Origin of the sequence: Allobosea sp., from assembly GCF_035944895.1 — a bacterium.
In the GTDB taxonomy this organism is placed as follows: domain Bacteria; phylum Pseudomonadota; class Alphaproteobacteria; order Rhizobiales; family Beijerinckiaceae; genus Allobosea.
Genome location: NZ_DASZAT010000012.1, coordinates 463,780 through 488,983, shown reverse-complemented (window position 1 = coordinate 488,983; position 25,204 = coordinate 463,780). Strand labels below are relative to the sequence as shown.

The following is a 25,204-nucleotide window of genomic DNA, read 5'->3' as shown; positions in this document are numbered from 1 at the left end:
CTTTGCCCGCAGCGTCGCGGGCACGAGGCGGGAAGGGAAAATCGATCATGGCCCAGCGGCCGATCGTCTGGTTCTCGGGCGTTGCCGGGATTGCCGGCCTTGCTGCGCTGAACGCTGCCGGCAGCCTCGACCGCATGGCGAGCCCGGAACCTGCTCCCGCGCGCGCCGCGTCGAGCATGCCCGCATCGGCAAAGGCCGAGCGTGTCCTGACGGTGAACGCCGATTATCGCGGCCACTATGTCGTCCATCCCGCGATCGACAATTATCGTGTGAAGATGATGGTGGACACCGGCGCGAGCCTGATTGTGCTGACCGATGGCGATGCCCGCGCGCTCGGGATCAGGCCGGACCGCTCCGCCTATTCGGTGGGGCTCGGGACCGCCAACGGCGTGGTGCGGGGTGCCAAGACCATGCTGCGCGAGGTGCGGCTCGGTGACATCCTGGTGCGCGATGTCGAGGCGATCGTGTTGCCCGCCGGCGCCTTATCGGTCAGCCTGCTCGGCACGTCCTTCCTGCGCCGCTTGCGTGGCTATCAGGTCGAGGCCGGCCGCATGGTCCTGCGCGGCTAGCAGCCGTTGGTTTCCAAGCTCATACCGATGAGCTATGCCCGCCTTGCGTCCTTGCCCTGTCATGCTCAGGCTGCATTCATGTAGCCTGTGGCCTGTCCGTACCGCACGCGTCAGCTGCATGGTTTCCGCGCCGGCCTCATGGCCGACGCTCCTCGAAGATGGATGGCCCGATGTTTCCGAAGCCCCTGCCCGAGCTCTTCCCCAACACGTTCGAGTACGAATCGCTGCCGATGGTGAAGCCGACCGGCTTCCGCGAATACGATGCGCGCTGGTTCTTCGGGAAAGAGCTCAACCTGATGGGCGTGCAGGCCGTCGGCATGGGGCTCGGCACGCTGATCCGGCGCATGGGCGTCAAGCCCGAGATCGTCACCGCCCATGATTTCCGCAGCTATTCCTCCTCGATCAAGATGGCGCTCGTCACCGGCCTGATGGCGGCCGGCTGCAAGGTCCATGATATCGGCCTCGCCATGTCGCCCATGGCCTATTTCGCCCAGTTCGAGCTCGACGTGCCCTGCGTCGCCATGGTCACCGCCTCGCATAACGACAATGGCTGGACCGGCATCAAGATGGGCGCCCAGCGCCCTGTCACCTTCGGCCCCGACGAGATGGGGCAGTTGCGCGATATCGTGCTCGCCGGCGATTTCGACTTGCCGGGCGGCGGCTCCTATCAGTTCGTGCCCGATTTCCCGGCGCGCTACATCGCCGACCTGACCAACCGCCCGAAGATCACCCGCAAGCTCAAGGTCATCGCCGCCTGCGGCAACGGCACGGCTGGCGCCTTCGCTCCAAAGATCCTGGAAGCGCTCGGCTGCGAGGTCATCCCGATGGATGCCGAGCTCGACCACACCTTCCCGCGCTACAACCCAAACCCCGAAGACATGAAGATGCTGCACGCCATGGCCGACGCCGTGAAGCAGCACGGTGCCGATGTCGCGCTCGGCTTCGACGGTGACGGCGATCGCTGCGGCGTCGTCGACAACCATGGCGAGGAGATCTTCGCCGACAAGATCGGCGTGATGCTGGCCCGCGACCTCGGCAAGCTCAATCCGGGCGCGCAGTTCGTCGTCGACGTCAAGTCGACCGGCCTGTTCTCGACCGATCCGGAATTGCAGCAGCTCGGCGTCAAGACCGATTACTGGAAGACCGGCCACTCCTACATCAAACGCCGCGTCCGTGACCTCAACGCGCTCGCCGGCTTCGAGAAGTCGGGCCACTTCTTCTTCAACGCGCCGGTCGGCCGCGGCTATGATGACGGCGTCGTCACCGCCATTGCCGTGATCGACATGCTCGACCGCAACCCGGATAAGTCGATGGCCGAGCTCTATGCCGCCGTGCCGAAGACCTGGGGCACGCCGACCATGGCGGCCAAATGCGCTGACGAAATCAAATATGGCGTCAGCGACAAGATCACCAAGCGCATCCAGGCGATGCAGGCGGCGGGTGACAAGATCGCCGGGCAGAAGATCATCGACGTCATCACCGTCAACGGCGTGCGCGTCGTCAACGAGGACGGCACTTGGGGCCTGATCCGCGCTTCCTCGAACAAGCCGGAGCTGGTCGTGGTCTGCGAAAGCCCGGTCTCGGAAGCGCGCATGCGCGAGATGTTCAAGGCGATCGACGGCGTGCTGCGCGAGAACCCGGAAGTCGGCGCCTACAACCAGACGATCTGATCGCTCTTGCGGGCGGGGCGGGAGATCTACTTCTTCTCCGCCCCGGTCGCCGCGGCATTGCGAGCCCCGCTCTGGCCGCTGGTGCCGTCGAAGAAGGCCTTGGAGTCGCCGAGCTGGGCGCTCGGCTGGCAGTTGGGCGTGCAGGAATAGCTCTCGCGCTCGAGGCCGCGCTGAACCGTCAGGATCGATTCACTGGCTGCGCCGACGCGCACGCTCGATTCCGCCAGCAGGGCGCCGGTCGCATCGAGCGCGATCAGGTTGGTGACGCCATAGCTCTTGCCGGTCACGATCATCACGCCGTTGCGCTGGACGGTGACGTCAGCGATCGCCGGATTGCCGACGATCACCGTCTGGGCCTTCTCGGGCAGTCGGAGCACCTTGGCGTGATCGACCGTCACCTGGACCGCCTCGGTTCTTGCATCGCCGGTTTCCCCCCGAGATTCCGGGGCCGGTGCGGGAATGAGCCGGGCCTGCGCGCGTACGATATCGGCCGAAAGGCCCGAGCCGGCGGCCGCAACGAGCCCGGCAAGGGCCAGTCTCGGGAAGGATTTGGAGAGCCGCGATCCCGGCATCACAATGGACCTCGTACGCGCCTCAAGGTTTCGAACGGGACGAGGAAAGCCGAAAATGATGAATGGATTGCTAAGATGGCGATTTCTCCAGCCAATCCGGCTTTCGCTTCGGCCCTGGAAGCCTGACCGCCCACAATGAAGAACGCATATTGGTGCCGGTGCGCGCACGCTAACGAAGCGTCATGCGGCGTTAGTCTGATTTGCGGAGCGAGTTCTATTTTAAGTATCCAAGGGTTTATACCTCTCGTTAACTGGTGTGACGCGCTAAAAGCGCATTAACCATCGAGCGAAGACCTGTAAAATTCAGCGAGTTATTGGATCGCTTTAACTGATCGGCAAGATGGGCGCCGTAATGTCACTCCTGTCGCTGACCGAAGCCATCTAGAGCGAAGGCAGCAGTCAAACGTGGTGCAAAAGGAGCTACCCCATGAAGAACCTGTTCGCGCGCTTCGCCAAGGATGAGTCGGGCGCCACCGCTATCGAATACGGCCTGATCGCCGCCCTGATCTCGGTCGTCTGCATCGCCACCTGGCGCCTGATCGGGCCGGCGCTCAATGCGCGGTTCACGGAAATTCTCAACGCCCTGAGCTGATCTCACGAAGCGGGTACGCGGCCCCAGATCAAGCGCCCGGGACAATGTTCCGGGCGCCCGCGTTTTAGACGCATCGCCGAAGGCGCAGGGCAGATCGCACTGCCGTTGCCTTGTTCGAGGAAGGTAGTGCCAAGCTCGCCACAATACACGTTGATGGCATCATTCTTGTCGCTGACCGAAGTTGGCTCAAAGCGAAAGTGTTTAAGGGGCCGCGATGTTAAAGGAGGTTGCCGTGAAGAGCCTGTCTGCGCGCTTTGCCAAGGACGACTCCGGCGCGACCGCCATGGAGTATGGTCTCATCGCCGCGCTCATTTCGATCGTCTGCGTCGCAACCTGGGCACGTATTGGGCCGGCGATCGATGTGTGGTTCCAGGAAGTTCTCAGGCGCATTGTGTAGGCTGACCGCGGAACGGTCGCCGAAAATCGGGCTTTCGTACCATACAGTCTCAGTTAAATTTTGATGATCGGCCGCTCTTGCTATGATTCGAGTGAGGCAATTCGGATAATAAGTTTTGAGGATACGATATCTGTAGTCGCGTAAAACTCAGGATACTCGGATGGCCGCCATGTCGTTTTCGCTGATCATCGTCTTTATCGTTTTTCCCATCGCAATGGCTTATGCGGCGGCGAGTGATCTCACGACGATGACGATCCCGAACTGGCTCTGTCTACTCTTGCTTGCTGCGTTCGGGCTGGGCGCTGCTTCGACTGGGCTGGGCTGGACAGCTACCGGCTGGCATCTTGCTGCGGGGCTTACGGTGCTCGCCGTCTGCTTCGGCATGTTCGCCGCCGGCTGGATCGGTGGCGGTGATGCCAAGCTTGCTGCGGTGACGGCTCTCTGGCTCGGCTTCGACCAACTCCTTCCCTATCTCTTCATTGCTGCGCTCGGCGGCGGTCTCCTGACCGTGGCGATCCTCGCTTTGCGCGCCGCGCCGCTGCCCGCTCCGGCCAGCAACTGGACCTGGGCGCAGCGGCTGCATGACGTCAAGCAGGGCGTGCCCTACGGCATTGCGCTTGCTGCCGCGGCACTGGTCGTCCTGCCTGGTACGGCGATCTGGCGCGCTGCAATCGGCGTCTGAGCGCTCCGATCCGCTTCGAAGCAGCCGATCCGCGCAAAAAGATACCTTCGGTTAACCATAAGTTGACGATTCGAAGGCCACGATCCGGGTGAAGGTCGGTGCATGCCGGCCAAGGATCCTGTGCCATGAGTCCCGCCCGCATCATCATTCTTGCCGTCGCGGTCGTCGCCGGACTTGGCGCGGCGCTCCTGATCGGCCGGCCGCCTAAGGTCACGACGCCGTCAGTGACGAAATACGAGCCGGCACCGACCGTCGAGGTGCTGGTGGCCGCGGCAGACATTCCGCTCGGCAACAAGCTCGCTGCCGGCGATCTGAAATGGCTGGCCTGGCCGCTGGCGAGCCTGCCCACCGAGGTGATCCGTCGCCAGGACCTTCCCGGAGGCGAGGCCGAGTTCGTCGGCCAGATCGCCCGCGCGCCGCTCTACGGCTCGGAGCCGATCCGCCGTGATAAGCTGCTCAAGGCCGATTCCGGCTTCCTGTCGGCGATTCTGCCGTCCGGCAAGCGCGCCGTCGCCATCACCACCGATAATCGCGGCGCAAACACCGCCGGCGGCTTCGTCCTGCCCAATGATCGCGTCGATGTGATCCGCACGAGCCGGGACGACAGCAATTCCAAGGACGGGTCGCCGCCGGTCAGCGAGACCCTGATCGCCAATGTCCGCGTGCTGGCGATCGGCCAGAGCATCCAGGAGAAGAACGGCGAGAAGGTCGTCGTCGGCGAGACCGCGACGCTCGAACTCGACCCGAAGCAGGTCGAGGCCGTGACGCTGGCACAGAAGACCAGCAGCCTCTCGCTGGCGCTGCGCAGCCTGCAGGATGCCGGCGACAAGGCCACGCCGGTCGATGACGGTGGCCTTACGCTCGTGCGCTACGGCGTCGTCACCAAGGCGGTGAAGCCATGATTTCCATGCCGAACTTTCATCCGCTGTCTCGTCGGGCGCAGCGTGCCCTCGCCTTGTCGCTGGCGATCCTGCCGCTGGCCTTGCCACCTTGCACCGCGCTGGCGCAGGGCAAGGGCGCGGCGCCGGTTCTGAATGTCGGTGCCAGCGAGCATGCGATTTCGCGCCGGCTCGATCTTTCGATCGGCCGCTCGCTGATCGTCGAATTGCCGCGCGACGCCAAGGAGGTCTTCGTCGCCAATCCCAAGGTGGCGAATGCCGTGGTCCGCTCGGCCCGCAAGCTCTTCGTCATCGGCATGGCCGATGGCTCGACCTCGATGTTTGTGATGGATGCCGAGGGCAGGCAGATCACGGCGTTGGAGATCGAGGTCGGCCGCGATCTCAACGTGCTCCGCACGACGCTGCGCACGGCGATGCCGGGCGCCGACATCCAGGTCAAGCCGGCCGGGAACTCGATCCTGCTGGTCGGCAATGTCGCCAGTGCTTCCGAGGCGACGCAGGCCATGGACATCGCCAATGCCTTTGTCGGCATCTCCGGCGAAGGCGCGAACGCGACCAAGGGCGCGGTGATCAACTCGCTGACCATTCGCGGCCGCGACCAGGTCATGGTCAAGGTCACCGTTTCGGAAGTGTCGCGCAAGGCGATCAAGCAACTCGGCATCAACTCGACCGGCGAGTGGAAGCTCGGCAAGTTCAGCATCACTCCGACGATCGACACGCCGTTCTCGCTGCAGCCGCAGCAGCTGGCTGCAACCGCGATCGGGGCTGGCATCGGCAACTCGACCAACATAACGATGCGAGCGCTCGAGCGCGCCGGCCTGTCCCGCGTGCTGGCCGAGCCGACCGTGACGGCAATTTCTGGTGAAAGCGCCAAGTTCACTGCCGGCGGCGAGATTCCGATCCCGAAAGGCTATTCCTGCGACACGACCAATCGCTGCGTTCTCAACATCGAATACAAGCCGGTCGGCGTCTCCCTGAACTTCACCCCGATTGTGATGTCCGAGGGCAAGATCTCGATGCGCATCGCCACCGAGGTCACCGAGCTCGATTTCGAGAACCAGCTGCGCCTCAACCCCACCGAGTCAACGGCCGTCAACGCGCCCGGCTTCCGCGTGCGCAAATCCGATACGACGGTCGAGCTCCCCTCGGGGGGAACGCTCGCCACGGCGGGCCTGATCCAGCGCGTCTCGCGCCAGGCGATCAACGGCCTGCCGGCGTTGATGAACATTCCGATCATCGGAGCGATGTTCCGCTCGCGCGACTATCAGCGCGAGGAGACCGAGCTGATGATCGCGGTGACGCCCTATATCGTGAAGCCGGTTGGGCCGAACGGATTGCAGCGGCCCGATGACGGTTTCGTCGAGGCGCATGACGCCCAGACGATCCTGATGGGCCGGTTGAACAAGATCTATGGGTCGACGAGCGGCGGGCCGATTCCGCAGGCCTACAAGGGCCGCGTCGGCTTCATCGCCGATTGATGACGGGGCCGCGACAAGGATGGCGATCGTGACCAGCAAGCCCTCTCGGACATACAAGGCGGCGTTGCCCGCCGCGTTTGGTGCCGCGCTCCTGCTCGGAGCCTGCGCCAAGGGCGACATCTCGACGTCCGGCATCCCCACCGACATCCGCGAGCGCCATCCGATCGTGCTGCGCGATGCGCCGCGTTCGCTCGACGTCTTCGTCGGCCGGGCCGGCGGCGGGCTGGACCCGGGCCAGGCCGACGATGTCGCCCGCTTCGGCGAGGATTATCGCCGCAGCGGCAAGGGCGGGTTGGTCGCCGAGGTTCCGACGGGGACCGGCCGCGATCTTGCAACTCATGACACGCTCAACGGTATCCGCCGCTCGCTCGGCCGGGCCGGCGTCTCGCCCGGCCAGCTCTCGGTCAGGACCTATCGCATCGCCGATCCCGAGCTCGCATCGCCGATCCGCTTGACCTACGCCTCCTTGCAGGCCGGGCTCCCGCATTCCTGCGGGCAATGGCCGGCCGATCTCGGCGTCGCCAGCTTCAAGACGGATACGATGAACGAGCCCTATTGGAATCTCGGCTGCGCCACCCAGGCCAATCTCGCAGCGCAGATCGCCGATCCGCTGGATCTGGTGCGCGCACGCGGCGAAGGCCGCCTCGATACGCAAAAGCGCATGGAGGCGGTCAAGAAGCTGCGCGAGGGCAAGGATCCCTCGACGCAGTATCGCCAGGAGCAGACCAAGATCAGCGACGCCGTCGGAGGCAAATGATGGCGAGCATGCCGGGATTCGAGCCGGAGACTGGCGGCGATGAGATCATCGCGCCGTTGCCGCGGGTCACCTTGCAGGCCTTTTGCGAGACGGAGGACGTCGCCGCGGCGATGCAGGCGGTGACTGCCGACCGGCGCATGGACAAGGTCCAGGCGCGTGTCCAGATGGGCGGCCCGGCGGCGGCGGTGGAGGCCTTCCGCGGCGCCCCGACGCCGAATGTGATCGTGCTCGAGACGGTTCGGGAGCCGTCCGTGCTGGTCTCCAACCTCGATGCACTGGCAGAGAGCTGCGACCCCGGCACCAAGGTCGTCGTCATCGGCCACGTCAACGACATCCAGCTCTATCGCGAGCTGATCCGGCGCGGCGTCAGCGACTATCTGGTCGCTCCGTTCGGGGTCCTCGACCTGCTGCGCACCCTGTCCGAACTCTATGCGACGTCGGGTTCGGCGACGCTCGGGCGCACCATCGCCATTGTCGGTGCCAAGGGCGGTGTCGGCTCCTCGACCGTCGCGCACAACGTCGCCTGGGCGATCGCCCGCAATCTCGACGCCTCGACGGTGATCGCCGATCTCGACATTGCCTTCGGCACCGCCGGGCTGGACTTCAACCAGGATCCGCCCCAGGGGGTCGCCGACGCCGTGTTCGCGCCGGAGCGACTCGACGCCAACATGCTCGACCGGCTCCTGTCGCGCTGCAGCGAGAATCTCTCCCTGCTGGCGGCTCCGGCGATGCTCGACCGCACTGTCGATCTCGGCGAGGACGCGTTCGAGCTCGTGTTCGACCTGCTTCGGGCCAGCATCCCCTGCATCGTGCTCGACGTGCCGCATCTGTGGACAGGCTGGGCCAAGCGGGCGCTGGTCGGCGCCGATGAGGTCGCGATCGTCGCCGCCCCCGAGCTCGCCTCGCTGCGCAACGCCAAGAATCTGATGGACCTGTTGCGTGCCGCCCGGCCGAATGATTCCGTGCCCCGCCTGATCCTCAACCAGGTCGGCTTGCCCAAGCGGCCGGAGATCGAGGCGAGCGAATTCGCCAAGGCAGTCGGGGTCGAGGTGATGACGTCGATTCCCTTCGATGCCCAGCTCTTCGGCACCGCCGCCAATAACGGCCAGATGATTGCCGAGGTCCAGCCGGGCAACAAGGTGGCGGACGCCTTCGTGCAGATCGGGACGATTCTCACCGGCCGCGGCGAGCAGAAGCGCAGCAAGCGCAGCCTGTTCGAGCCACTGGTGGCCAAGTTGATGCGTCGAAAGGCCTGACATGTTCGGCAAGCGACAGGCGACAGCCCCGGCTCTGGCAGGCGCGCCGAGCGCTGCGGCGCTTGCGCCGATGCGCGCGGCCGAGCAGCGACCTGCGGCTGTCGAGGCGCGGCGGGCGCCGCCGCCACCGCCGGTGCCGGCGGAAACGCCGAGGTCCGACGAATATTATCAGATGAAGAGCATGATCTTCGGTGCTCTCATCGAAGCGATCGATCTTTCGCAGCTGGCCAAGCTGGACGGCGAGTCGGCTCGCGAGGAAATTCGCGACATCATCAACGAGATCATCTCGTTGAAGAATGTCGTGCTCTCGATCGCCGAGCAGGAGGAACTGCTCGACGACATCTGCAACGACGTGCTCGGCTATGGACCGCTGGAGCCGCTGCTGGCGCGCGACGATATCGCCGACATCATGGTCAATGGCGCCGGCCGGACCTTCATCGAGACCGGCGGCAAGATCCAGCTCACCAGCATCCGTTTTCGTGACAACGCGCAGCTGATGAATATCTGCCAGCGCATCGTCAGCCAGGTCGGGCGCCGCGTCGACGAGGCCTCGCCGATCTGCGACGCGCGTCTCGCCGACGGCTCGCGCGTCAACGTGATCGCTCCGCCGCTCGCGATAGACGGGCCTGCCCTCACCATCCGCAAGTTCAAGAAGGACAAGCTGACGCTCGACCAGCTCATGCGCTTCGGTGCGATCTCGCCGCCAGGCGCAGAGATCCTGAAGATCATCGGGCGGGTCCGCTGCAACATCGTGATCTCGGGCGGTACCGGCTCAGGCAAGACGACCCTGCTCAATTGCCTGACCAACTATATCGAGCACGATGAACGCGTCATCACCTGCGAGGACGCAGCCGAATTGCAGCTGCAGCAGCCGCATGTCGTCCGCCTCGAGACCCGCCCGCCCAACCTCGAAGGGTCGGGTGCGATCACGATGCGTGATCTCGTCAAGAACTGTCTGCGCATGCGGCCGGAGCGCATCATCGTCGGCGAGGTGCGCGGGCCGGAGGCCTTCGACCTGCTCCAGGCGATGAACACCGGCCATGACGGCTCGATGGGCACGCTGCACGCCAACACGCCGCGCGAATGCTTGAGCCGTATCGAATCGATGATCACCATGGGCGGCTTCAGCCTGCCCTCGAAGACCCTGCGCGAGATGATCTGCTCCTCGATCGACGTGATCATTCAGGCTCAGCGCATGCGTGACGGCTCGCGCCGCATCACCCACATCACCGAGGTGATGGGCATGGAAGGCGACGTGATCATCACCCAGGACCTGATGCTCTACGACATCATCGGCGAGGACCCGAACGGCAGGCTGATCGGCCGGCATCGCTCGACCGGTATCGGCCGGCCGCGCCTATGGGAGCGCGCGCGCTATTTCGGCGACGAGCAGCGGCTGGCCGCGGCGCTCGACCAGCTCGAGGCCGACGGCCGGGCCGACGCCTGAGCAGGAGGAAGGCACGCCATGGACTATGGCCAGATCGCCGCTGCCATCCTCGCCGCCGTCTCGGCGGGCGGTATCACCTATGCCCTGTTCTATCCGAGGCTCAGCGGCCAGGCGCGCGCTGAGCAGCGCCGTCGCGAGTTCGCCGCCCCGGCCGCGGTTCGCGCTGCGGCCGATCGCGAAGCGCAGAGCCAGGCCCGGCGCGGGCAGGTCGCGCAGAGCCTGAAGGACATCGAGAATCGCGAGAAGGCGCGCCATAAGGTCACCATCGAAGGCCGGATCGAACAGGCCGGGCTGTCCTGGTCGCGCAAGCAGTATTGGCTGCTCGGCGTCGTCGCGGGCATCGTCATGGGCCTCGTGCTCCTGGTCACCTCTGGCAACTGGGCCATGGTGCTGGTCGGCTTTCTCGTCGGCCTGCTCGGGCTGCCGCGCTGGTATCTGACCCATCTCGGCAAGAAGCGGATGCTGCGCTTCATCAACGAGTTCCCGAATGCTCTTGACGTCGTCGTGCGCGGCATCAAATCGGGCCTGCCGCTGAACGACTGCCTGCGCATCATCGCCAACGAGGCCCAGGAGCCGGTCAAGTCCGAGTTCCGGCTGATCGTCGAGGCACAGACGCTCGGCCTGTCGCTGAGCGACGCCGCCACCAAGCTGTATGAGCGCATGCCCTGCGCCGAGGCCAATTTCTTCGGCATTGTCCTGGCGATCCAGCAGAAGACTGGCGGCAATCTCGCCGAGACCCTGGCCAACCTGTCGCGCGTGATCCGCGAGCGCCGCAAGATGCGCGACAAGATCAAGGCCGTGTCGATGGAAGCCAAGGCATCCGCCGCGATCATCGGCTCCTTGCCCCCTGCCGTCGCCGGCCTCGTCTATATGACGAGCCCAGGCTACATGGACGCCCTCTTCTACACGAATGCGGGGCGTATCGCATTGGTCGGCTGCGGCATCTGGATGCTGATCGGCGTGCTGGTCATGCGCAAGATGATCAACTTCCAGATCTGAGGAGCCTTCGCTATGCTCGCGCTCCTGATCGAGAACTTTACGGACCTGAGGGTCTTGCTCGCGCTGGTCGGCGGAGTGGCCGTGGCCGTCACGATCATGACCGTGGCGGCGCCCCTGCTCGAAGGCAACGTCCTCGGCAAGCGCATGAAATCCGTCGCCTCCGAACGCGACAGGATCCGCGCCCGGGAGCGCGACCGGCTGGCGCGCCAGGTGGATAAGGTCTCGCTCCGCCAGGAGCCGAAGGCGTTCATGCGAAATATCGTCGAGCGCTTTAAACTCGGGGATTGGCTGGGGACCGAGACTGCCAAGCGGCAGCTCGTCATGGCCGGCTTCCGTGGTCAGCAGGCCGAGGTCGGCTTCCTCTTCTTCAGGCTGGTCACCCCGATCGGCCTCTTCCTGTTCGCGCTGTTCTATCTGTTCGTGCTCAACGATCTCGGCCAGACTGTCATCGTACGGGCGGGGATCGTGATCGCCGCCGCCTATGTCGGCATCAAGGCGCCTGAAATCTACCTGTCCAACACGATGGCCAAGCGCCAGTTGTCGATGCGGCAGGCCTTTCCGGATGCGCTCGACCTGATGCTGATCTGCGTGGAAGCGGGCATGTCGATCGAGCTCGCCTTCCGCAAGGTCTCGACCGAGATCGGCAGCCAGTCGGTGCCGCTGGCCGAGGAGTTCTCGCTCTGCACGGCCGAGCTCTCCTATCTCTCCGAACGTCGGCAGGCCTATGAGAACCTCGCGGTGCGCACGGGTCTGGAATCGGTGAAGTCGGTCTGCACCGCGCTGATCCAGGCCGAGCGCTACGGCACGCCGCTTGGCACCGCCTTGCGCACGCTGGCGCAGGAGAGCCGCGATCAGCGGATGAACGAGGCCGAGAAGAAGGCGGCAGCCCTGCCGCCGAAGCTGACCGTGCCGATGATCATGTTCTTCCTGCCGGTGCTCTTCGTGGTGATCATGACCCCGGCGGTGCTGAAGGCCCTCAGAACCTTCTGACGGCAGCCCCTCGCCTTCGACTTGGCCGGGCCTTGAGCTTCCGCTCCAGCAAGGCGAGCTTCGAGGGAAAGTAAGGCCTGCCTCGAGGCGGCGTCTGGCTGATGGCGGCGACGCCATCTCACGCAATCGCAAGCCCAAGTCGTAAAGCCAAAGCAGGGACCGGCGGTCAGCCGGTCGGCTGGGCAGCCTTCTCCGGCGTCGCCGTGCGGGCGGCCGGCTTGGCCTTGCCGCGCAGCATCTCCCAGCTGTTGGGCTGGCTCACCGAGCGGCGTAGATAGGCGATGGTCGCCGAGGCTTCGGCCGGGCTCATGTCCTGGCGGGCGAGCTGCTCGGCTTCCTGGAAACGCCCTTGCAGGCCGAGCACCAGGACGAGGTTCTGGCGCACCCTGCCGTCGGCGCCCTGCACGGTCGCCGCTTCGCGCAAGATGCGCTCGGCGTCGGGCAGGCGCTTCGACAGGGCGAGCGACAGGCCGAGATTGGACATCACCGTCGGCTCGTGCGGCACGAGCTTCAATGCCGCCGAGTAGAGCTGCTGCGCGCGATCGTGCTCGCCGAGCTGGTCGGCGACGGTGCCTTGCGCCGACAGGATGCGCCAATCCGGCTTTTCCGGCGTATGGGCGCGGCCGAGCACGTCGTCCGCCTGCTTCAGCCGGCCATTATCGGCGAGCGAGCGGCCATAGGCGCCGAGCAATTCCTGATCGTCGGCATGGATGATCACGGCGCCTTCCAGGATGGCGAGCGCCTGGGCGTTCTTGTCGAGCGCGCGCAGTGCGCGGGCATAGAAGAAGGCGGCGTTGCGGTCCTTCTGGTTGGCCTCGTAGCGCTTGCCCCAATCGGCCTCCTCGCTGCGCCATTGGGCTTCGGTGCGTGGCTGCGTCTGCCGAGGGCCGATCGAGCCGGTGACGTCGCCGGGGCCACCGCGCATCTGGCAGGCGCCGAGCGCGAGGCAGAGAGCCGAAGCGGCGGCGAAATGGCCGAAACGGAGGGCGCGGATGCGGATGGACATAAGCCGGAATGCCTCGCCGGTGCGGGAAAGCTGTTGCCCTTGGTGATAAAACGTTAACCCTAACGGACTGTTAATCATGCGGATCGGGGCCCGCCTTGCATGCTGGCGCCCGAGGTTCCGTCATCCGAGGGTCGTCGACCGTGCATCCGTTGCTGCTGCCTGCCGGAACATCCGCCATCCCCGTGCATTGCGTCGCCAAGGCCGATTGGCCGGCCGTGCGAGACGGGCTCGCGCCGGTGGCGCGCCGCTTTGCGCAGGCGCAAGGGTTCGAGGCGCGGCCCGGCCAGCATGTCCTGCTGCCGGATGCCGCCGGTGCGCTCGCCGCGGTGCTGCTCGGGGTCGACCCGTCAGGCCCGCGCCGGCGCGACCCGTTCGCCCCTGGCCGCCTCGCCGCCAGCTTGCCGGCCGGCGACTATGCCCTGGCCGGCGATATCGGCGATCCCGGCCTCGCCGCGCTCGGCTGGCTGCTCACCGCCTATCGCTTCGAGCGCTATCGCAAGCCCAAGGCCGCTACGGCGCGGCTCGTCCTGCCCGACGACGTCGACGGCGAGGAAGTGAGCAATCTCGCCGGGGCGAGCGCGCTGGGGCGCGATCTCGTCAACACCTCGGCTGCCGATCTCGGCCCGGCCGAGATCGAGACGGCTGTGCGCGCGCTCGGCGAAACCCATGGCGCGGAGGTTGCCAGTACGATCGGTGACGATCTGCTCGCGGCCAATTTCCCGATGATCCATGCGGTCGGGCGGGCCTCGCCCCGGGCGCCGCGCCTGGTCGATCTGCGCTGGGGCCAGGAAGGCGATCCGAAGCTCACCTTGGTCGGCAAGGGCGTCGCCTTCGACACCGGCGGGCTCAATCTCAAGACCGATGCCGGCATGCTGCTGATGAAGAAGGACATGGGCGGCGCAGCGGCGGCGATCGCGGCCGCCCGCATGATCATGCAGGCAAGGCTGAAGGTGCGCCTGCGCCTATTGGTGCCGGCGGTCGAGAACGCGGTCTCGGGCGGCTCATTCCGCCCCGGTGACGTGCTGCAGAGCCGGAAGGGGCTGAGCGTCGAGATCGGCAACACCGATGCCGAGGGAAGGCTCATCCTTGCCGATGCGCTGGCGCTGGCCGACGAGGAGGCGCCCGAGCTGCTGATCGATTTCGCCACGCTGACCGGCGCCGCCCGCGTCGCGCTCGGGCCCGATCTGCCGCCGTTCTATACCCATGACGACGGACTTGCCGCCGAGATCGCCCGCCTCAGCGCCGCGGTGAACGATCCGGTCTGGCGCATGCCGCTCTGGCCGCCCTATGACGGCATGCTCGATTCCAAGATCGCCGATCTCAACAACGTCTCCGGCGGCGCCTTCGCCGGCTCGGTGACGGCCGCGCTCTTCCTCAACCGCTTCGTCGAGAAGAGCCGCTCCTACGCCCATTTCGACATTTATGGCTGGAATCCCTCGACCAAGCCCGGCCGGCCCGAAGGCGGCGAATGCCAGGCGGCGCGGCTGACCTACGCGCTGGCGAAGCAGTTCTATGGCGCCCGTTAAGCCTGCCGCGCGGCTCTGCTTGCACGCTGGTCGCGCTGCGATAATGATACGGACCCGTAACGATCGGGGACGGCACGGTGCTGGAGATCAAGCCGACGCAGGCGCTCAGGCTCTGGCGCGAGGTACATCTCGATCTGGTGCGCGACACGCAAGCCGATCTTTCGGTGCGTCAGACCGCGATCCTGCTGACCATCTATCTCGAATTGCCACCGCACACCGTGCGCGGCCTCGCGGCGCGGCTCGGCGTCACCAAGCCGGTCATCACCCGCGCCCTCGACAGCATGGGCAAGCTCGGCCTCGTCAGCCGCAAGCGTGACGAGCTCGACAAGCGCAACGTCGTCATTCAGCGGACCGTCGCCGGCGCACTGGCGGTCGAGCATCTCGCCGATCTCGTCACTGCGCGGGCGCGTGAACTCGGGTCCGCCTGAGCGCTTCGCCCGTTAACCGGACAGGATTACAGTGCCTCCATGAGCACGAATCTCGACCGCCGCCTCACCCCTGCCCGTCCGGACCTCGCCGCCCGTTATCTCGACGGCCAGGTCGAGGCGCTCGCCTTCGTCGATCCGATCCCGATGCGGGTGGTGACGCCGTCAGTGCCGCTGCGGCGCGAGCCGAGGCCGGATGCCCCGCTCGACACCGAGGCGCTCGCGGGCGAGGCGGTCAGGGTCTACGAGCAGCATGAGGGCTGGGCCTGGGGCCAGCTCGTCGGCGATTCCTATGTCGGCTACCTGCCTGAGGACTGCCTCGCCGGCGACGCTCCGGTGCCGACCCATCGCGTCTGCGCGCTCCGGACCTTCGTCTATCCCGGCCCCTCGATCAAACTGGCGCCGCTGGAGGCGCTATCGCTCAATGCGGGGGTGACGGTTACCGGCGAGAGCGGTGACTTCTTCACCACCGGCCATGGCGGCTACATCTTCAAGCAGCATCTTTGCCCGCGCGAGCAGCACGAGCCGGATTTCGTCGCCGTCGCCGAGCGCTTCCTGCACGTGCCTTATTTCTGGGGCGGCAAGACCAGCCTCGGCCTCGACTGCTCGGCGCTGGTCCAGCTCTCGCTGGCGGCTGCCGGCGTGTCCGCGCCGCGCGATTCCGACATGCAGGAGCAGGGGCTCGGCGAAGCCGTCGCCTTCGACGACGGCCTGGACGGCCTCAGCCGCGGCGACCTCGTCTTCTGGAAGGGCCATGTCGGCATCATGACCGGCCCCGACACGCTGTTGCACGCCACCGCCTTCACCATGAGCGTGATCAGCGAGCCCCTGCGCCCGGCGCGCGATCGCATCCTCGCCCGCAATGGCGGGCCGATCACCGCGATCCGGCGGTTGAAGGCTCAGTAACCTCGCGTCGGGTCGACGACGTTCTGCAGCTCGCCGCCGGCCTCCAGACGCCTGATCTGCGCCGCGATCTGGTCGGCGACCGTCTCGGGCGCCGACATGGCGGAGTTGTGCGGCGTCACCGTCACGGCCGGATGGGTCCACAGCCGCGAGTCCTGCGGCAGCGGCTCGGTCTGGAACACGTCGAGCACCGCTTCCCGGAGCTCGCCGGCGTCGAGCGCTGCGAGGATGTCCGTCTCGACCTGCAATTTCCCACGGCCGGCATTGATCAGCGCCGGCCCGCCGAGCCGGCCGTCACGCGCCAGCCTGGCGAGCAGCGGGCGGTTCAGGATGCCTTCCGTCTCCGGCGTATGCGGCAGCAGGACGACGAGGATGTCGGTCCGGGCGAGGAAGGCCGTCAGGCCGTCCTCGCCGGAGAAGGTGGCGAGCCCTTCGATCGTCTTGGGCGAGCGGCTCCAGCCGGCGACGTCGAAGCCGATCACTTGCAGCTTGCGCGCCGCGTCCTGGCCGAGCTCGCCCAGTCCCATGACGCCGACGCGGACTTCGCGTGCTGCCGGCTGGTGGCGATCGTCATCCCATGACCTCTCGCGCTGCTGGCGCTCGTAGCGGCGCTGCTGGCGCAACTGCATCAGGCAGTGCATGACGACGTATTCGCTCATCCGCGTCGTCAGGTCGGGATCGATCACCCGGGCGATCGGCGCCTGCGGCAGCCGGCTGTCGCTGAAGAGATGGTCGACGCCGGCGCCGAGCGAGAAGATGGCTGCGAGATTGGGCAGGCCGGCAAGGCTGCCCTCCGGATGCTTCCAGCTCGCGACATAATGCACGGCGCGCCGATCGAAGGGCTCGCCGAGCGTGACGATCGGCAAGTCCGGCAGCAGCGCCGAAAAGCGCTCGCGCCAGCTCTCGACATGCCAGCCGGTGATCGCCAGAAGCAGGCTCATGGGCGGGGGGAACTCCTAAGCGGGAATGATCAGCGGTCCACGCGTAACAGCAGCCTCGCCGCGGCGATAGGCGCTCTTCAGGCGGATGCGGGCGGCCTCGAAACCGGCCTCGTTGCGGGCATGGATGACGCCGAGCGGCCGGTCGGGCCCGACCCGCTCGCCGAGGCCGGCGAGCTCGGTGATTCCGACGGCATGGTCGATCGCGTCCTGCGGCCGGGTGCGGCCGCCGCCAAGCGCGACCACGGCGAGGCCGACGGCGCGCGTGTCGATCGCCTCGACCAGCCCCGGACGGTCCGAGAACACTGGCCGCACGATAGGCGCGCGGGGAAAGTGCCGCTCGGGATGCTCCAGCAGGTCGGCAGGGCCGCCCAGCGCCGCGATCATATGGATGAAGCGCTCCGCCGCCGCGCCGCTGGCGAAGGCGTCCTCGATTTTCGCGACAGCTTCCTCGCGTGTCGCCGCCAGCCGGCCGAGCAGCAGCATCTCGGCGGACAGGGCCACCGTGACCTCGTGGAAGCGCGGCTCGCGCCGTCGCCCGGTGAGGTGGTCGAGCGCATAGGCGACCTCGAGCGCGTTGCCGGCGGCCGAAGCGAGCGGCTCGTTCATATCGGTGAGCAGGGCCCGTGTCGGCAGGCCAGCGCCGTTGCCGACCTCCGAGAGGCTTTGCGCCAGGGCGCCGGCCTTCTCGAGTGGCGGCAGGAAGGCACCGGAGCCGAATTTCACATCCATGGCGAGGCCGTGCAGGCCTGCCGCGAGCTTCTTCGACAGGATCGACGAGGTCAGCAGCGGAATCGTCTCGACCGTCGCGGTGACGTCCCGGATCGCATAGAGGCGCTTGTCGGCCGGGGCGAGGTCGGCGGTCTGGCCGATGATGGCGCAGCCGGCTTCGCGCACGACATGGCGGAAGAGATCGATGCCGGGCTGGGTGACATAGCCCGGCACCGCGTCGAGCTTGTCGAGCGTGCCGCCGGTATGGCCGAGGCCGCGGCCCGAGATCATCGGGACATAGCCGCCGCAGGCCGCCACTGCCGCGGCGAGCGGCAGCGAAACGGTGTCGCCGACGCCGCCGGTGGAATGCTTGTCGAGCGCCGGGCCCGGCAGGTCGCGCCAGTCCAGCACGGTGCCGGAATCACGCATGGCCAGTGTCAGCGCGACGCGCTCCTCGGCATCCATGTCGCGGAAGAAGATCGCCATGGCGAAGGCCGCCGCCTGGCCCTCGCTGACCGAGCCATCGGTCAGCCCCGCGATCATCTGGCGGATGTCGTTGGCGCTCAGGCGCTCGCCGTCGCGCTTGGCGGCGATGATCTCCTGCGGCAGGCGCATCAATAGGCTCCGTCGGTCCGTTCGGCCGGCGCGGTGCCGGCGATGATGTCGGCGAGCACGCCATAGAGCCCGCTGGCGCCGAAGCGGAAGGTCTTCGCCGTCGCCCAGCCCGGCCCCATGATCTCGTCGGCGAGATCGAGATAGGTCCTGGCGTCGGCGAGCGTGCGCAGGCCGCCCGACGGCTTCAGGCCGACCGGCTTGCCGGACGCCCTGATCGCCTCCAGCATGGTGCGGGCGGCTGCTGGCGTGGCCGAGGTCCCGGTCTTGCCGGTCGAGGTCTTGATGAAGTCGGCGCCTGCGGCGATGGCGAGCTCGGACGCCGCACGCACCGAGGCCTGATCCGGGTATTCGCCGGTTTCGAGGATGACCTTGAGCGTCTTGTCGCCGCTGCTGCCGCGCGCCTCAGTGACCATCTCGCGGGCGATCCCGGCATCACCGGCGAGGAAGGCGCGCCAGGGCAGCACGAGGTCGATCTCGTCGGCGCCATCGGCGATCGCTTCGGTGATGTCGCTGCCGATCAGGCTGCAATTGCCGCTGCCGGCCGGGAAGTTGATCACGGTCGCGATCCTGACGGGTGAGGCCTTCAGCGTCTGGCGGGCGAGCTTGAGGAACTGCGGCCAGATGCAGATCGCCGCGACCGGGCCGGGCGCCGCGACGGCGCGGGCGCAAAGCTGCAGCGTACCGGTCTCGGTGGCCTGGTCGGAGAGATCGGTCAAATCGAGCAGGCGCAAGGCGCGCAAAGCGAGATCGGCGTCGGACATGGTCAGAGCTCGCTCAGGAAGGCGCGCAGCACGCGGCGCAGCGCGGTGGTCGCCGTCGCCGCGACGTCGCGCGTCTCGCCATGGCTGGGCGCGCCGCCGAGGATGCCCGCACCCATATTGGTGACGATCGAAATGCCGGCGACGCGCAGGCCATAGCGGCGTGCCAGGATCACCTCCGGCACGGTCGACATGCCCACGAGGTCGGCGCCGAGCGTCTTGGCCATCCTGATCTCGGCCGGCGTCTCGAAGCTCGGTCCGGAGAACCACATATAGACGCCCTCGCCCATATTGGCGCCGCTGGCCGCTGCCGCCTTCTTCAGGCGGGCGCGCAGATGCGGGTCATAGGCATCGACCATCGGCACGAAGCGGCCGTCGCCTGTATCGCCGACCAGCGGGTTAGGGCCGTTATAGTTGATGTGGTCGGTGATCAGCGCGAGGCTGCCGGGCCGCAGGTCCGGCCTGAGCGAGCCGGCGGCATTGGTCAGCACCAGCGGCGGCGAGCCGAAGGCGGCGAGCATGCCGAGCGGCACGCGCATGATGGCGGGGTCGCCGGTCTCGTAGAAATGCGCGCGCCCCTCGAAGACCAGCACGCGCTTGCCGTGCAGCACGCCATAGCTCAGCCGCTTGGCATGGCCGGAAACCGCGCCCTTCGGGAAACCGGGGATTTCCTCGAACGGGATCGAGATCGGCTCGACCATGTCGTCGATGATCCGGCCGAGCCCGGTGCCGAGCACGATGGCGCAATCGATGCCGCCATCGATCCCTCGATCGATCAGTGTCGATGCCGCTTGGTCGAAAAGCGCATCAGCCGCCATGTTGTCTGCTCCATCGGCGCGTTGGCCGCGCTCGTCGGGTCACCTTGAAGGCGCCCGCAAATCAGTTCGGCAAATTGGCTGGTCCGAACGAGGCTGGCAACAGCTCGGCCAGCGAAAAGCGCGCGCGGATGCCCTCGGGCCCGGCGATCAGGATCGGCGTCTCCGGCGCCGCGAATTCGCGGATGCGCTGGCGGCAGGCGCCGCAGGGCGTCACTAGCTCGGTTCCGTCGCCGATGACGACGATTGCGCGGATCGCGCGCGCTCCGCCCGCGATCATCGCCGAGATCGCCCCGGCCTCGGCGCAGGCGCCGACGGGGTAGGCGGCGTTCTCGACATTGCAGCCGGGATAGACCTTGCCGTCATCGGCCAGGATGGCGGCGCCGACCTTGAAGCGCGAATAGGGCGCGTAGGCTTGGCTCCGTACCGCCAGGGCCGCGGCGAAGAGCGTGTCGAGATCGGGTTCGGCGGTCACTCAGCGTTCTTTCACGTAAGGCAGGCCCGAGGCCTTGGGCGGCGTCGCCTTGCCGATGAAGCCGGCGAGCAGCACCACCGTCATCACATAGGGCAGGGCCTGGATCGCCTGCACCGGGACCTGGCCGATGCCGGGCAGGCTGACACCTTGAAGCCTGATCGCCACCGCGTCGAGCAGGCCGAAGAGCAGGCAGGCGAACAGAGCCGGCCAGGGCCGCCAGTTGGCGAAGATCACCGCGGCGAGTGCGATGAAGCCCTTGCCGGCGGTCATCTGCGGCAGGAACCCCGCTGATTGCGAGACGGCAAGATAGGTGCCGCCCAGCCCGCAGAGCGCGCCGCAGATGATCACAGCGGCATAGCGCAGTCCGGCGACCGAGACGCCGGCGGTGTCGACCGCGGCCGGATTCTCGCCGACGGCGCGCAGGCGCAGGCCGAAGCGGGTGCGCTTCAGCGTCAGCGCCGTCAGCACGAGGGCAAGCACGGCGAGGTAGACCGGCGCCGTATGGCCGGAGATCGCGATGTCGTAGATCGGGCCGAAGACCGGAATCTCCTTGAGCGTTCCGACCAGCGGCAGGTCGAGCTCGGGAAAGCGGGCGGCGCCTTCGAGGTTCGGCGTGCGGCCGCCCTGGCCGTACCAGGCGTTGCCGAGGATGGCGGTGAGCCCGACCGCCAGCATGTTGATCGCGACGCCTGAGACGATCTGGTTGCCACGCCAGGTGATCGCGGCAAAGCCATGCACCAGCGAGAGCGCGATCGCGGCGAGCATGCCGGCTCCGAGCCCGGCCCAGGCCGAACCGCTGTGATAGGCGGCTACCGCCGAGGCGAAGGCCGCGATCAGCATCTTGCCTTCGAGGCCGATGTCGACGACGCCCGAGCGTTCCGACCAGAGCCCGGCGAGCGCCGCGCAGAGCAGCGGGATCGACAAACGGATCGTCGAATCCAGGATGACGGCGAAGGTCTGGACGCTCTCCATCGCCTAGCCTCCGCGCCCGAGAGCGAGCACGCTGGCGACGAGGCGCCGGAACAGCCCGTCGAGCGCTCCGGCGAAGAGGATGACGATGCCGCCGATCACCACGACCATGTCGCGGGTGATGGTCGGCTTGTCGAAGGAGAGTTCTGCCCCGCCCTGGTAGAGCACGCCAAAGAGCAGGGCGGCGAGGCCGACGCCGACCGGGTGCCCACGCCCCATCAGCGCCACCGCGATGCCGACGAAGCCGTAGCCGGCGGTGAAATCGAGCACCAGCCGGTGCTGCACGCCCATCGCCTCGTTGACGGCGAGCCCGCCTGCCAGCGCGCCGGAGAGCGCCATCGCCACCATGGTGATCCGCGCCGGCGAGATGCCGGCATAGGCGGCGGCGCGCGGATTGGCGCCGACGGTCCGGATCGCATAGCCCAGCCGCGAGCGGTAGATCAGCGCCCAGACCGCAACGAGCGATGCGAGCGCCAGCAGGAACGCGGTGTTGAGCGGTGTCGAGGGCAGCTTCAGGCCGAAGGCGCCGAGCAATTCATGGATCGGCGTCAGCACCGCCTGCTTCGGGAAATCGGGGGTTTCCGGCTGCATCGAGCCCGTCTTCCCCATCACCTCGACCAGCAGATAGACGATCAGGGTCGCCGCGATGAAGTTGAACATGATCGTGGTGATCACGACATGGCTGCCGCGCGTCGCCTGGAGATAGCCGGGGATGAAGGCCCAGAGCGCGCCGCCCGCCGCCGCGGCGAGGATGGCGAGCGGCACCAGTAATATGCCCGGCAGCGGCGCGAGCCAGAGACAGGCGAGCGCGGCAAAGATGCCGGCGACGGTCGCCTGACCCTCGCCGCCGATATTGAACAGCCCGGCATGAAAGGCGACCGCGACGGCAAGGCCGGTGAAGATGAAATTCGTGGTGTAGTACAGCGTGAAGCCGAGGCCTTCGAGGCTGCCGAGCGAGCCTTTCAGCAGCAACGTCGTCGCTTCCAGCGGGCTTTCGCCGATCGAGAGCACGACGAGTCCGGCAACGACGAGCGCCGCTGCGACCGAGACCAGCGGGACGAGGGCGGTATCGGCCCAGCGCGGCAGGTCGATCGGGGCGGCGCTCATGCCGCCCTCTCGCTGACGCCGGCCATCAGCAGGCCGAGGTCGCGCTCATCGGTCGCCACCGCCTCGCGCTCCCCGGTGATCTGGCCGCCGCAGAGCGCCAGGATCCGGTCCGACAGCGCCATCACCTCTTCCAGCTCGACCGAGACGAGCAGGATAGCGACGCCGGCATCGCGCAGCGCGATCAGCCGGCGATGGATGAACTCGATCGCGCCGATATCGACCCCGCGCGTCGGCTGGCCGACCAGCAGCACCTTCGGCGCCCGCTCGATTTCGCGGGCGAGCACGATCTTCTGCTGGTTGCCGCCGGAGAATTTCGCGGTTTTCAGGCCGGGATCGACCGGCCGGACGTCGTAATCCTGCATGCCGGCGCGGGCATGCTGTTCGACCAGCGCCGGCGACAGAAAGGGGCCGCGCCCGAAGGCCGGGTCGTCATGATAGCCGAGGATGGCGTTCTCGGCCGCCGCGAAGGCGGTGACGAGCCCGGTCCGCAAGCGGTCCTCGGGAATGTGCATCAGGCCGAGCTTGCGCAGATTGGCCGGGTTGCGATCGGCGGCGTTGAGGATCTTTCCGCCGAGCCGGATCACGCCGCGCGAAGGCTGGGTCAGTCCCGCCAGCACGTCGAGCAGCTCGCTCTGGCCGTTGCCAGCGACGCCGGCGATGCCGACGATCTCGCCCTCGTGGAGGGTGAGGCTGGCGTCCCGCAGCGTCTCGTGGCCGCGCTCGTCGATCACGGAGAGGCCGGCGGCCTCGAGCACCGGCGCGCCGCGCTGGCGCGGGCTCTTCTCGACGCGCAGCAGCACGCGCCGGCCGACCATGGCCTCCGCCAGCTCGGCCGGGGAGGTCCGTTCGGTCTCGACATGGGCGACCATCTCGCCGCGCCGCATCACCGAGACGCGGTCGGTCACCGCCATGATCTCGCGCAGCTTGTGGGTGATCAGGATCACCGTCTTGCCCTGCGTCTTCAGCGCGCGGAGCAGCTCGAAGAGCTGGTCGGCCTCTGCCGGGGTCAGAACCGCCGTGGGCTCGTCGAGAATCAGCACCTGCGCGCCGCGATAGAGCGCCTTCAGGATCTCGACGCGCTGCTGCAGGCCGACCGAAAGCGTACCCACGATCGCATCGGGATCGATGGCGAGGCCGTACTCTTGGGAGAGCCGCGCCAGTTCGGCCCGCGCCTTGCCGATGCCGCGCTTGAGCAGCGCGCCACCCTCGGCGCCGAGCACGATGTTCTCGACCACGCTGAGCGGCTCGACCAGCATGAAATGCTGGTGGACCATGCCGATCCCCGCTGCGATGGCGTCGGAGGAAGAGCGGATGCGCCTCAGCTCGCCGCGCACCCGGATCTCGCCGGCATCGGCCTCGTAGAAGCCGTAGAGGATCGACATCAGCGTCGACTTGCCGGCGCCGTTCTCGCCGACGATGCCGTGGATCGAGCCGGCGGCGACCGAGAGCGAGACGTCCTTGTTGGCCTTGACCGGGCCGAACGCCTTGCTGATGCCGATCAGCTCGATCGCGAGGTGCGGGCTCGTCACCGGGTGGTCCGGCTCACATCGTGCACTTGGAATCCGACATGTAGTCGTGAACCTTGACGGTGCCGGCGATGATGTCGGCGCGGGCCTTGTCGGCGGCGGCCTTCATCTCGGGCGTGATCAGCGCCTTGTTGTTGTCGTCGAGCGCCCAGCCGACGCCGTCCTCCTTCAGCCCGAGCACCGAGACGCCGGGCTTCCAGGTGCCGTCGCGTGCCTCCTTGAACGAGGTGTAGGCGGCGACGTCGACGCGCTTCAGCATCGAGGTCAGCACCTTGCCGGGATGCAGCATGTTCTGGTTGGAATCGACGCCGATGCCGAGCTTGCCGGCGTCGGCGGCGGCGCGCAGCACGCCGATGCCGGTGCCGCCGGCGGCGTGGTAGATCACGTCGGCGCCGCGATCGATCTGCGACTTGGCGAGTTCGCCGCCCTTGACGGGGTCGTTCCAGGCGGCCGGGGTCGAGCCCGTCATGTTCTGGAAGATCTCGGCGTCCTTCTTGCCGGCCTTGACGCCCTGGACATAGCCGCAGGCGAATTTGCGGATCAGCGGGATGTCCATGCCGCCGACGAAGCCGACCTTGCCGGTCTTCGAGGCGAGGCTGGCGAGGAGGCCGACGAGATAGGAGGCCTCATGCTCCTTGAACACCACCGACTGCACGTTCGGCAGCTCGACCACCATGTCGATGATGGTGAACTTCAGGTTCGGGAACTCGGCCGCGACCTTCTGCAGTGCGGTTGCCTGCGAGAAGCCGACGGCGATGATCGGCGAATGGCCGTCGCGGGCGAAGCGTCGCAGCGCCTGCTCGATCTGGGCATCGTTGGTCGGCTCGAAATCGCGGAACTCGACGCCGGTCTCGGCCTTGAACTTCTCGGCCCCGACGAAGACGCCCTCGTTGAAGGATTTGTCGAACTTGCCGCCCTTGTCATAGACGATCGCCGGCTTGATCGCTGTCTGGGCGACGGCCGCCATGGCCGAGAGAGCGACACCCGCCAGAGCGAGCGCGAGAGATTTCAAACGCATCGAGCCGTTCCCTTGTCACGCGCGGAATGGTTGCGCCATCCCTGCCTGCGATCACGATGGCACGGCTTTCGGGCGGGGCCAAGCGGGCTTGGAAGCCCGCCCGG

General features: G+C 67.1%; 26 protein-coding genes. 15 read left to right on the top strand and 11 right to left on the bottom strand.

Annotation, left to right across the window (positions count from 1 at the left end):
• The first annotated feature begins 47 nt into the window (after positions 1-47).
• The gene (locus tag VGV58_RS24445; protein ID WP_326876651.1) at positions 48-569 is read left to right on the top strand and encodes a retropepsin-like aspartic protease family protein; all 522 of its coding nucleotides are present in this window, start codon (positions 48-50) and stop codon (positions 567-569) included.
• A 170-nt stretch (positions 570-739) separates the two neighbouring features.
• Entirely contained in the window at positions 740-2,239 is a 1,500-nt protein-coding gene (locus tag VGV58_RS24440) for a phosphomannomutase/phosphoglucomutase (protein ID WP_326876650.1), read from the top strand.
• Positions 2,240-2,265: 26 nt separating this feature from the next.
• Here the strand turns inward: VGV58_RS24440 and VGV58_RS24435 are convergent, their stop codons facing one another.
• Positions 2,266-2,811 carry a pilus assembly protein N-terminal domain-containing protein gene (locus VGV58_RS24435; protein WP_326876649.1) on the bottom strand — a complete coding sequence of 182 codons (546 nt, stop codon included), beginning with the start codon at positions 2,809-2,811 and terminating at the stop codon, positions 2,266-2,268.
• Positions 2,812-3,238: 427 nt separating this feature from the next.
• On the opposite strand from VGV58_RS24435, the gene VGV58_RS24430 reads away from it, so the two are divergent.
• The 10 genes from VGV58_RS24430 to VGV58_RS24385 all read left to right on the top strand — a co-directional run bounded on the left by VGV58_RS24430 (position 3,239) and on the right by VGV58_RS24385 (position 12,308).
• Complete coding sequence (locus tag VGV58_RS24430; protein ID WP_326876648.1) at positions 3,239-3,403, top strand: Flp family type IVb pilin; 165 nt, start codon at positions 3,239-3,241, stop codon at positions 3,401-3,403.
• A 232-nt stretch (positions 3,404-3,635) separates the two neighbouring features.
• Entirely contained in the window at positions 3,636-3,800 is a 165-nt protein-coding gene (locus VGV58_RS24425) for a Flp family type IVb pilin (protein ID WP_326876647.1), read from the top strand.
• A 160-nt stretch (positions 3,801-3,960) separates the two neighbouring features.
• Positions 3,961-4,482 carry an A24 family peptidase gene (locus VGV58_RS24420; protein ID WP_326876646.1) on the top strand — a complete coding sequence of 174 codons (522 nt, stop codon included), beginning with the start codon at positions 3,961-3,963 and terminating at the stop codon, positions 4,480-4,482.
• 125 nt (positions 4,483-4,607) lie between these two features.
• Positions 4,608-5,384 (top strand): Flp pilus assembly protein CpaB, encoded by a 777-nt coding sequence (gene cpaB / locus VGV58_RS24415; RefSeq protein ID WP_326876645.1) that lies wholly within the window; start codon positions 4,608-4,610, stop codon positions 5,382-5,384.
• On the top strand, positions 5,381-6,859 hold the full coding sequence (locus VGV58_RS24410) for a type II and III secretion system protein family protein (RefSeq protein WP_326876644.1): 1,479 nt from the start codon (positions 5,381-5,383) through the stop codon (positions 6,857-6,859). The genes cpaB and VGV58_RS24410 overlap by 4 nt, the downstream gene beginning before the upstream one ends.
• A 28-nt stretch (positions 6,860-6,887) precedes the next feature.
• Positions 6,888-7,616: a CpaD family pilus assembly protein gene (locus tag VGV58_RS24405; protein WP_326876643.1), complete on the top strand. Its 729-nt coding sequence runs from the start codon at positions 6,888-6,890 to the stop codon at positions 7,614-7,616.
• Between the two features lie 8 nt (positions 7,617-7,624).
• The gene (locus tag VGV58_RS24400; protein WP_326876642.1) at positions 7,625-8,872 is read left to right on the top strand and encodes an AAA family ATPase; all 1,248 of its coding nucleotides are present in this window, start codon (positions 7,625-7,627) and stop codon (positions 8,870-8,872) included.
• A 1-nt stretch (position 8,873) separates the two neighbouring features.
• Positions 8,874-10,319, top strand: a complete 1,446-nt coding sequence (locus VGV58_RS24395; RefSeq protein ID WP_326876641.1) for a CpaF family protein — start codon at positions 8,874-8,876, stop codon at positions 10,317-10,319.
• An 18-nt stretch (positions 10,320-10,337) separates the two neighbouring features.
• A complete protein-coding gene (locus VGV58_RS24390; protein WP_326876640.1) occupies positions 10,338-11,318 on the top strand; it encodes a type II secretion system F family protein in 981 nt (326 codons plus the stop codon).
• A gap of 12 nt (positions 11,319-11,330) precedes the next feature.
• Positions 11,331-12,308 carry a type II secretion system F family protein gene (locus tag VGV58_RS24385; protein WP_326876639.1) on the top strand — a complete coding sequence of 326 codons (978 nt, stop codon included), beginning with the start codon at positions 11,331-11,333 and terminating at the stop codon, positions 12,306-12,308.
• Between the two features lie 166 nt (positions 12,309-12,474).
• Here VGV58_RS24385 and VGV58_RS24380 read toward each other — a convergent pair whose 3' ends face one another.
• Positions 12,475-13,314: a tetratricopeptide repeat protein gene (locus VGV58_RS24380; RefSeq protein ID WP_326876638.1), complete on the bottom strand. Its 840-nt coding sequence runs from the start codon at positions 13,312-13,314 to the stop codon at positions 12,475-12,477.
• A gap of 140 nt (positions 13,315-13,454) precedes the next feature.
• Here VGV58_RS24380 and VGV58_RS24375 point away from each other — a divergent pair, with 140 nt between their 5' ends.
• From VGV58_RS24375 to VGV58_RS24365, 3 genes are all read left to right on the top strand, one after another.
• Positions 13,455-14,840: a leucyl aminopeptidase family protein gene (locus VGV58_RS24375; protein WP_414644078.1), complete on the top strand. Its 1,386-nt coding sequence runs from the start codon at positions 13,455-13,457 to the stop codon at positions 14,838-14,840.
• 77 nt (positions 14,841-14,917) lie between these two features.
• Complete coding sequence (locus tag VGV58_RS24370; RefSeq protein WP_326876637.1) at positions 14,918-15,268, top strand: MarR family winged helix-turn-helix transcriptional regulator; 351 nt, start codon at positions 14,918-14,920, stop codon at positions 15,266-15,268.
• 39 nt (positions 15,269-15,307) lie between these two features.
• Positions 15,308-16,171 (top strand): C40 family peptidase, encoded by an 864-nt coding sequence (locus VGV58_RS24365; protein WP_326876636.1) that lies wholly within the window; start codon positions 15,308-15,310, stop codon positions 16,169-16,171.
• On the opposite strand, the gene VGV58_RS24360 is transcribed toward VGV58_RS24365, so the two are convergent.
• From VGV58_RS24360 to VGV58_RS24320, 9 genes are all read right to left on the bottom strand, one after another.
• Positions 16,165-17,109 (bottom strand): 2-hydroxyacid dehydrogenase, encoded by a 945-nt coding sequence (locus tag VGV58_RS24360; protein WP_326876635.1) that lies wholly within the window; start codon positions 17,107-17,109, stop codon positions 16,165-16,167. The genes VGV58_RS24365 and VGV58_RS24360 overlap by 7 nt on opposite strands.
• A 15-nt stretch (positions 17,110-17,124) precedes the next feature.
• Positions 17,125-18,432, bottom strand: coding sequence for a thymidine phosphorylase (gene deoA, locus VGV58_RS24355; RefSeq protein ID WP_326876634.1), 1,308 nt, complete (start codon positions 18,430-18,432; stop codon positions 17,125-17,127).
• Positions 18,432-19,193 carry a deoxyribose-phosphate aldolase gene (gene deoC / locus VGV58_RS24350; protein ID WP_326876633.1) on the bottom strand — a complete coding sequence of 254 codons (762 nt, stop codon included), beginning with the start codon at positions 19,191-19,193 and terminating at the stop codon, positions 18,432-18,434. The genes deoA and deoC overlap by 1 nt, the downstream gene beginning before the upstream one ends.
• 2 nt (positions 19,194-19,195) lie before the next feature.
• Positions 19,196-20,008 carry a purine-nucleoside phosphorylase gene (locus tag VGV58_RS24345; protein ID WP_326876632.1) on the bottom strand — a complete coding sequence of 271 codons (813 nt, stop codon included), beginning with the start codon at positions 20,006-20,008 and terminating at the stop codon, positions 19,196-19,198.
• A gap of 61 nt (positions 20,009-20,069) precedes the next feature.
• Positions 20,070-20,480 carry a cytidine deaminase gene (locus tag VGV58_RS24340; protein ID WP_326876631.1) on the bottom strand — a complete coding sequence of 137 codons (411 nt, stop codon included), beginning with the start codon at positions 20,478-20,480 and terminating at the stop codon, positions 20,070-20,072.
• A complete protein-coding gene (locus VGV58_RS24335; protein ID WP_326876630.1) occupies positions 20,481-21,452 on the bottom strand; it encodes an ABC transporter permease in 972 nt (323 codons plus the stop codon).
• Between the two features lie 3 nt (positions 21,453-21,455).
• Positions 21,456-22,556 carry an ABC transporter permease gene (locus VGV58_RS24330; protein WP_326876629.1) on the bottom strand — a complete coding sequence of 367 codons (1,101 nt, stop codon included), beginning with the start codon at positions 22,554-22,556 and terminating at the stop codon, positions 21,456-21,458.
• Entirely contained in the window at positions 22,553-24,085 is a 1,533-nt protein-coding gene (locus tag VGV58_RS24325) for an ABC transporter ATP-binding protein (protein WP_326876628.1), read from the bottom strand. The genes VGV58_RS24330 and VGV58_RS24325 overlap by 4 nt, the downstream gene beginning before the upstream one ends.
• 13 nt (positions 24,086-24,098) lie before the next feature.
• Complete coding sequence (locus VGV58_RS24320; protein WP_326876627.1) at positions 24,099-25,100, bottom strand: BMP family lipoprotein; 1,002 nt, start codon at positions 25,098-25,100, stop codon at positions 24,099-24,101.
• Positions 25,101-25,204: the final 104 nt, after the last annotated feature.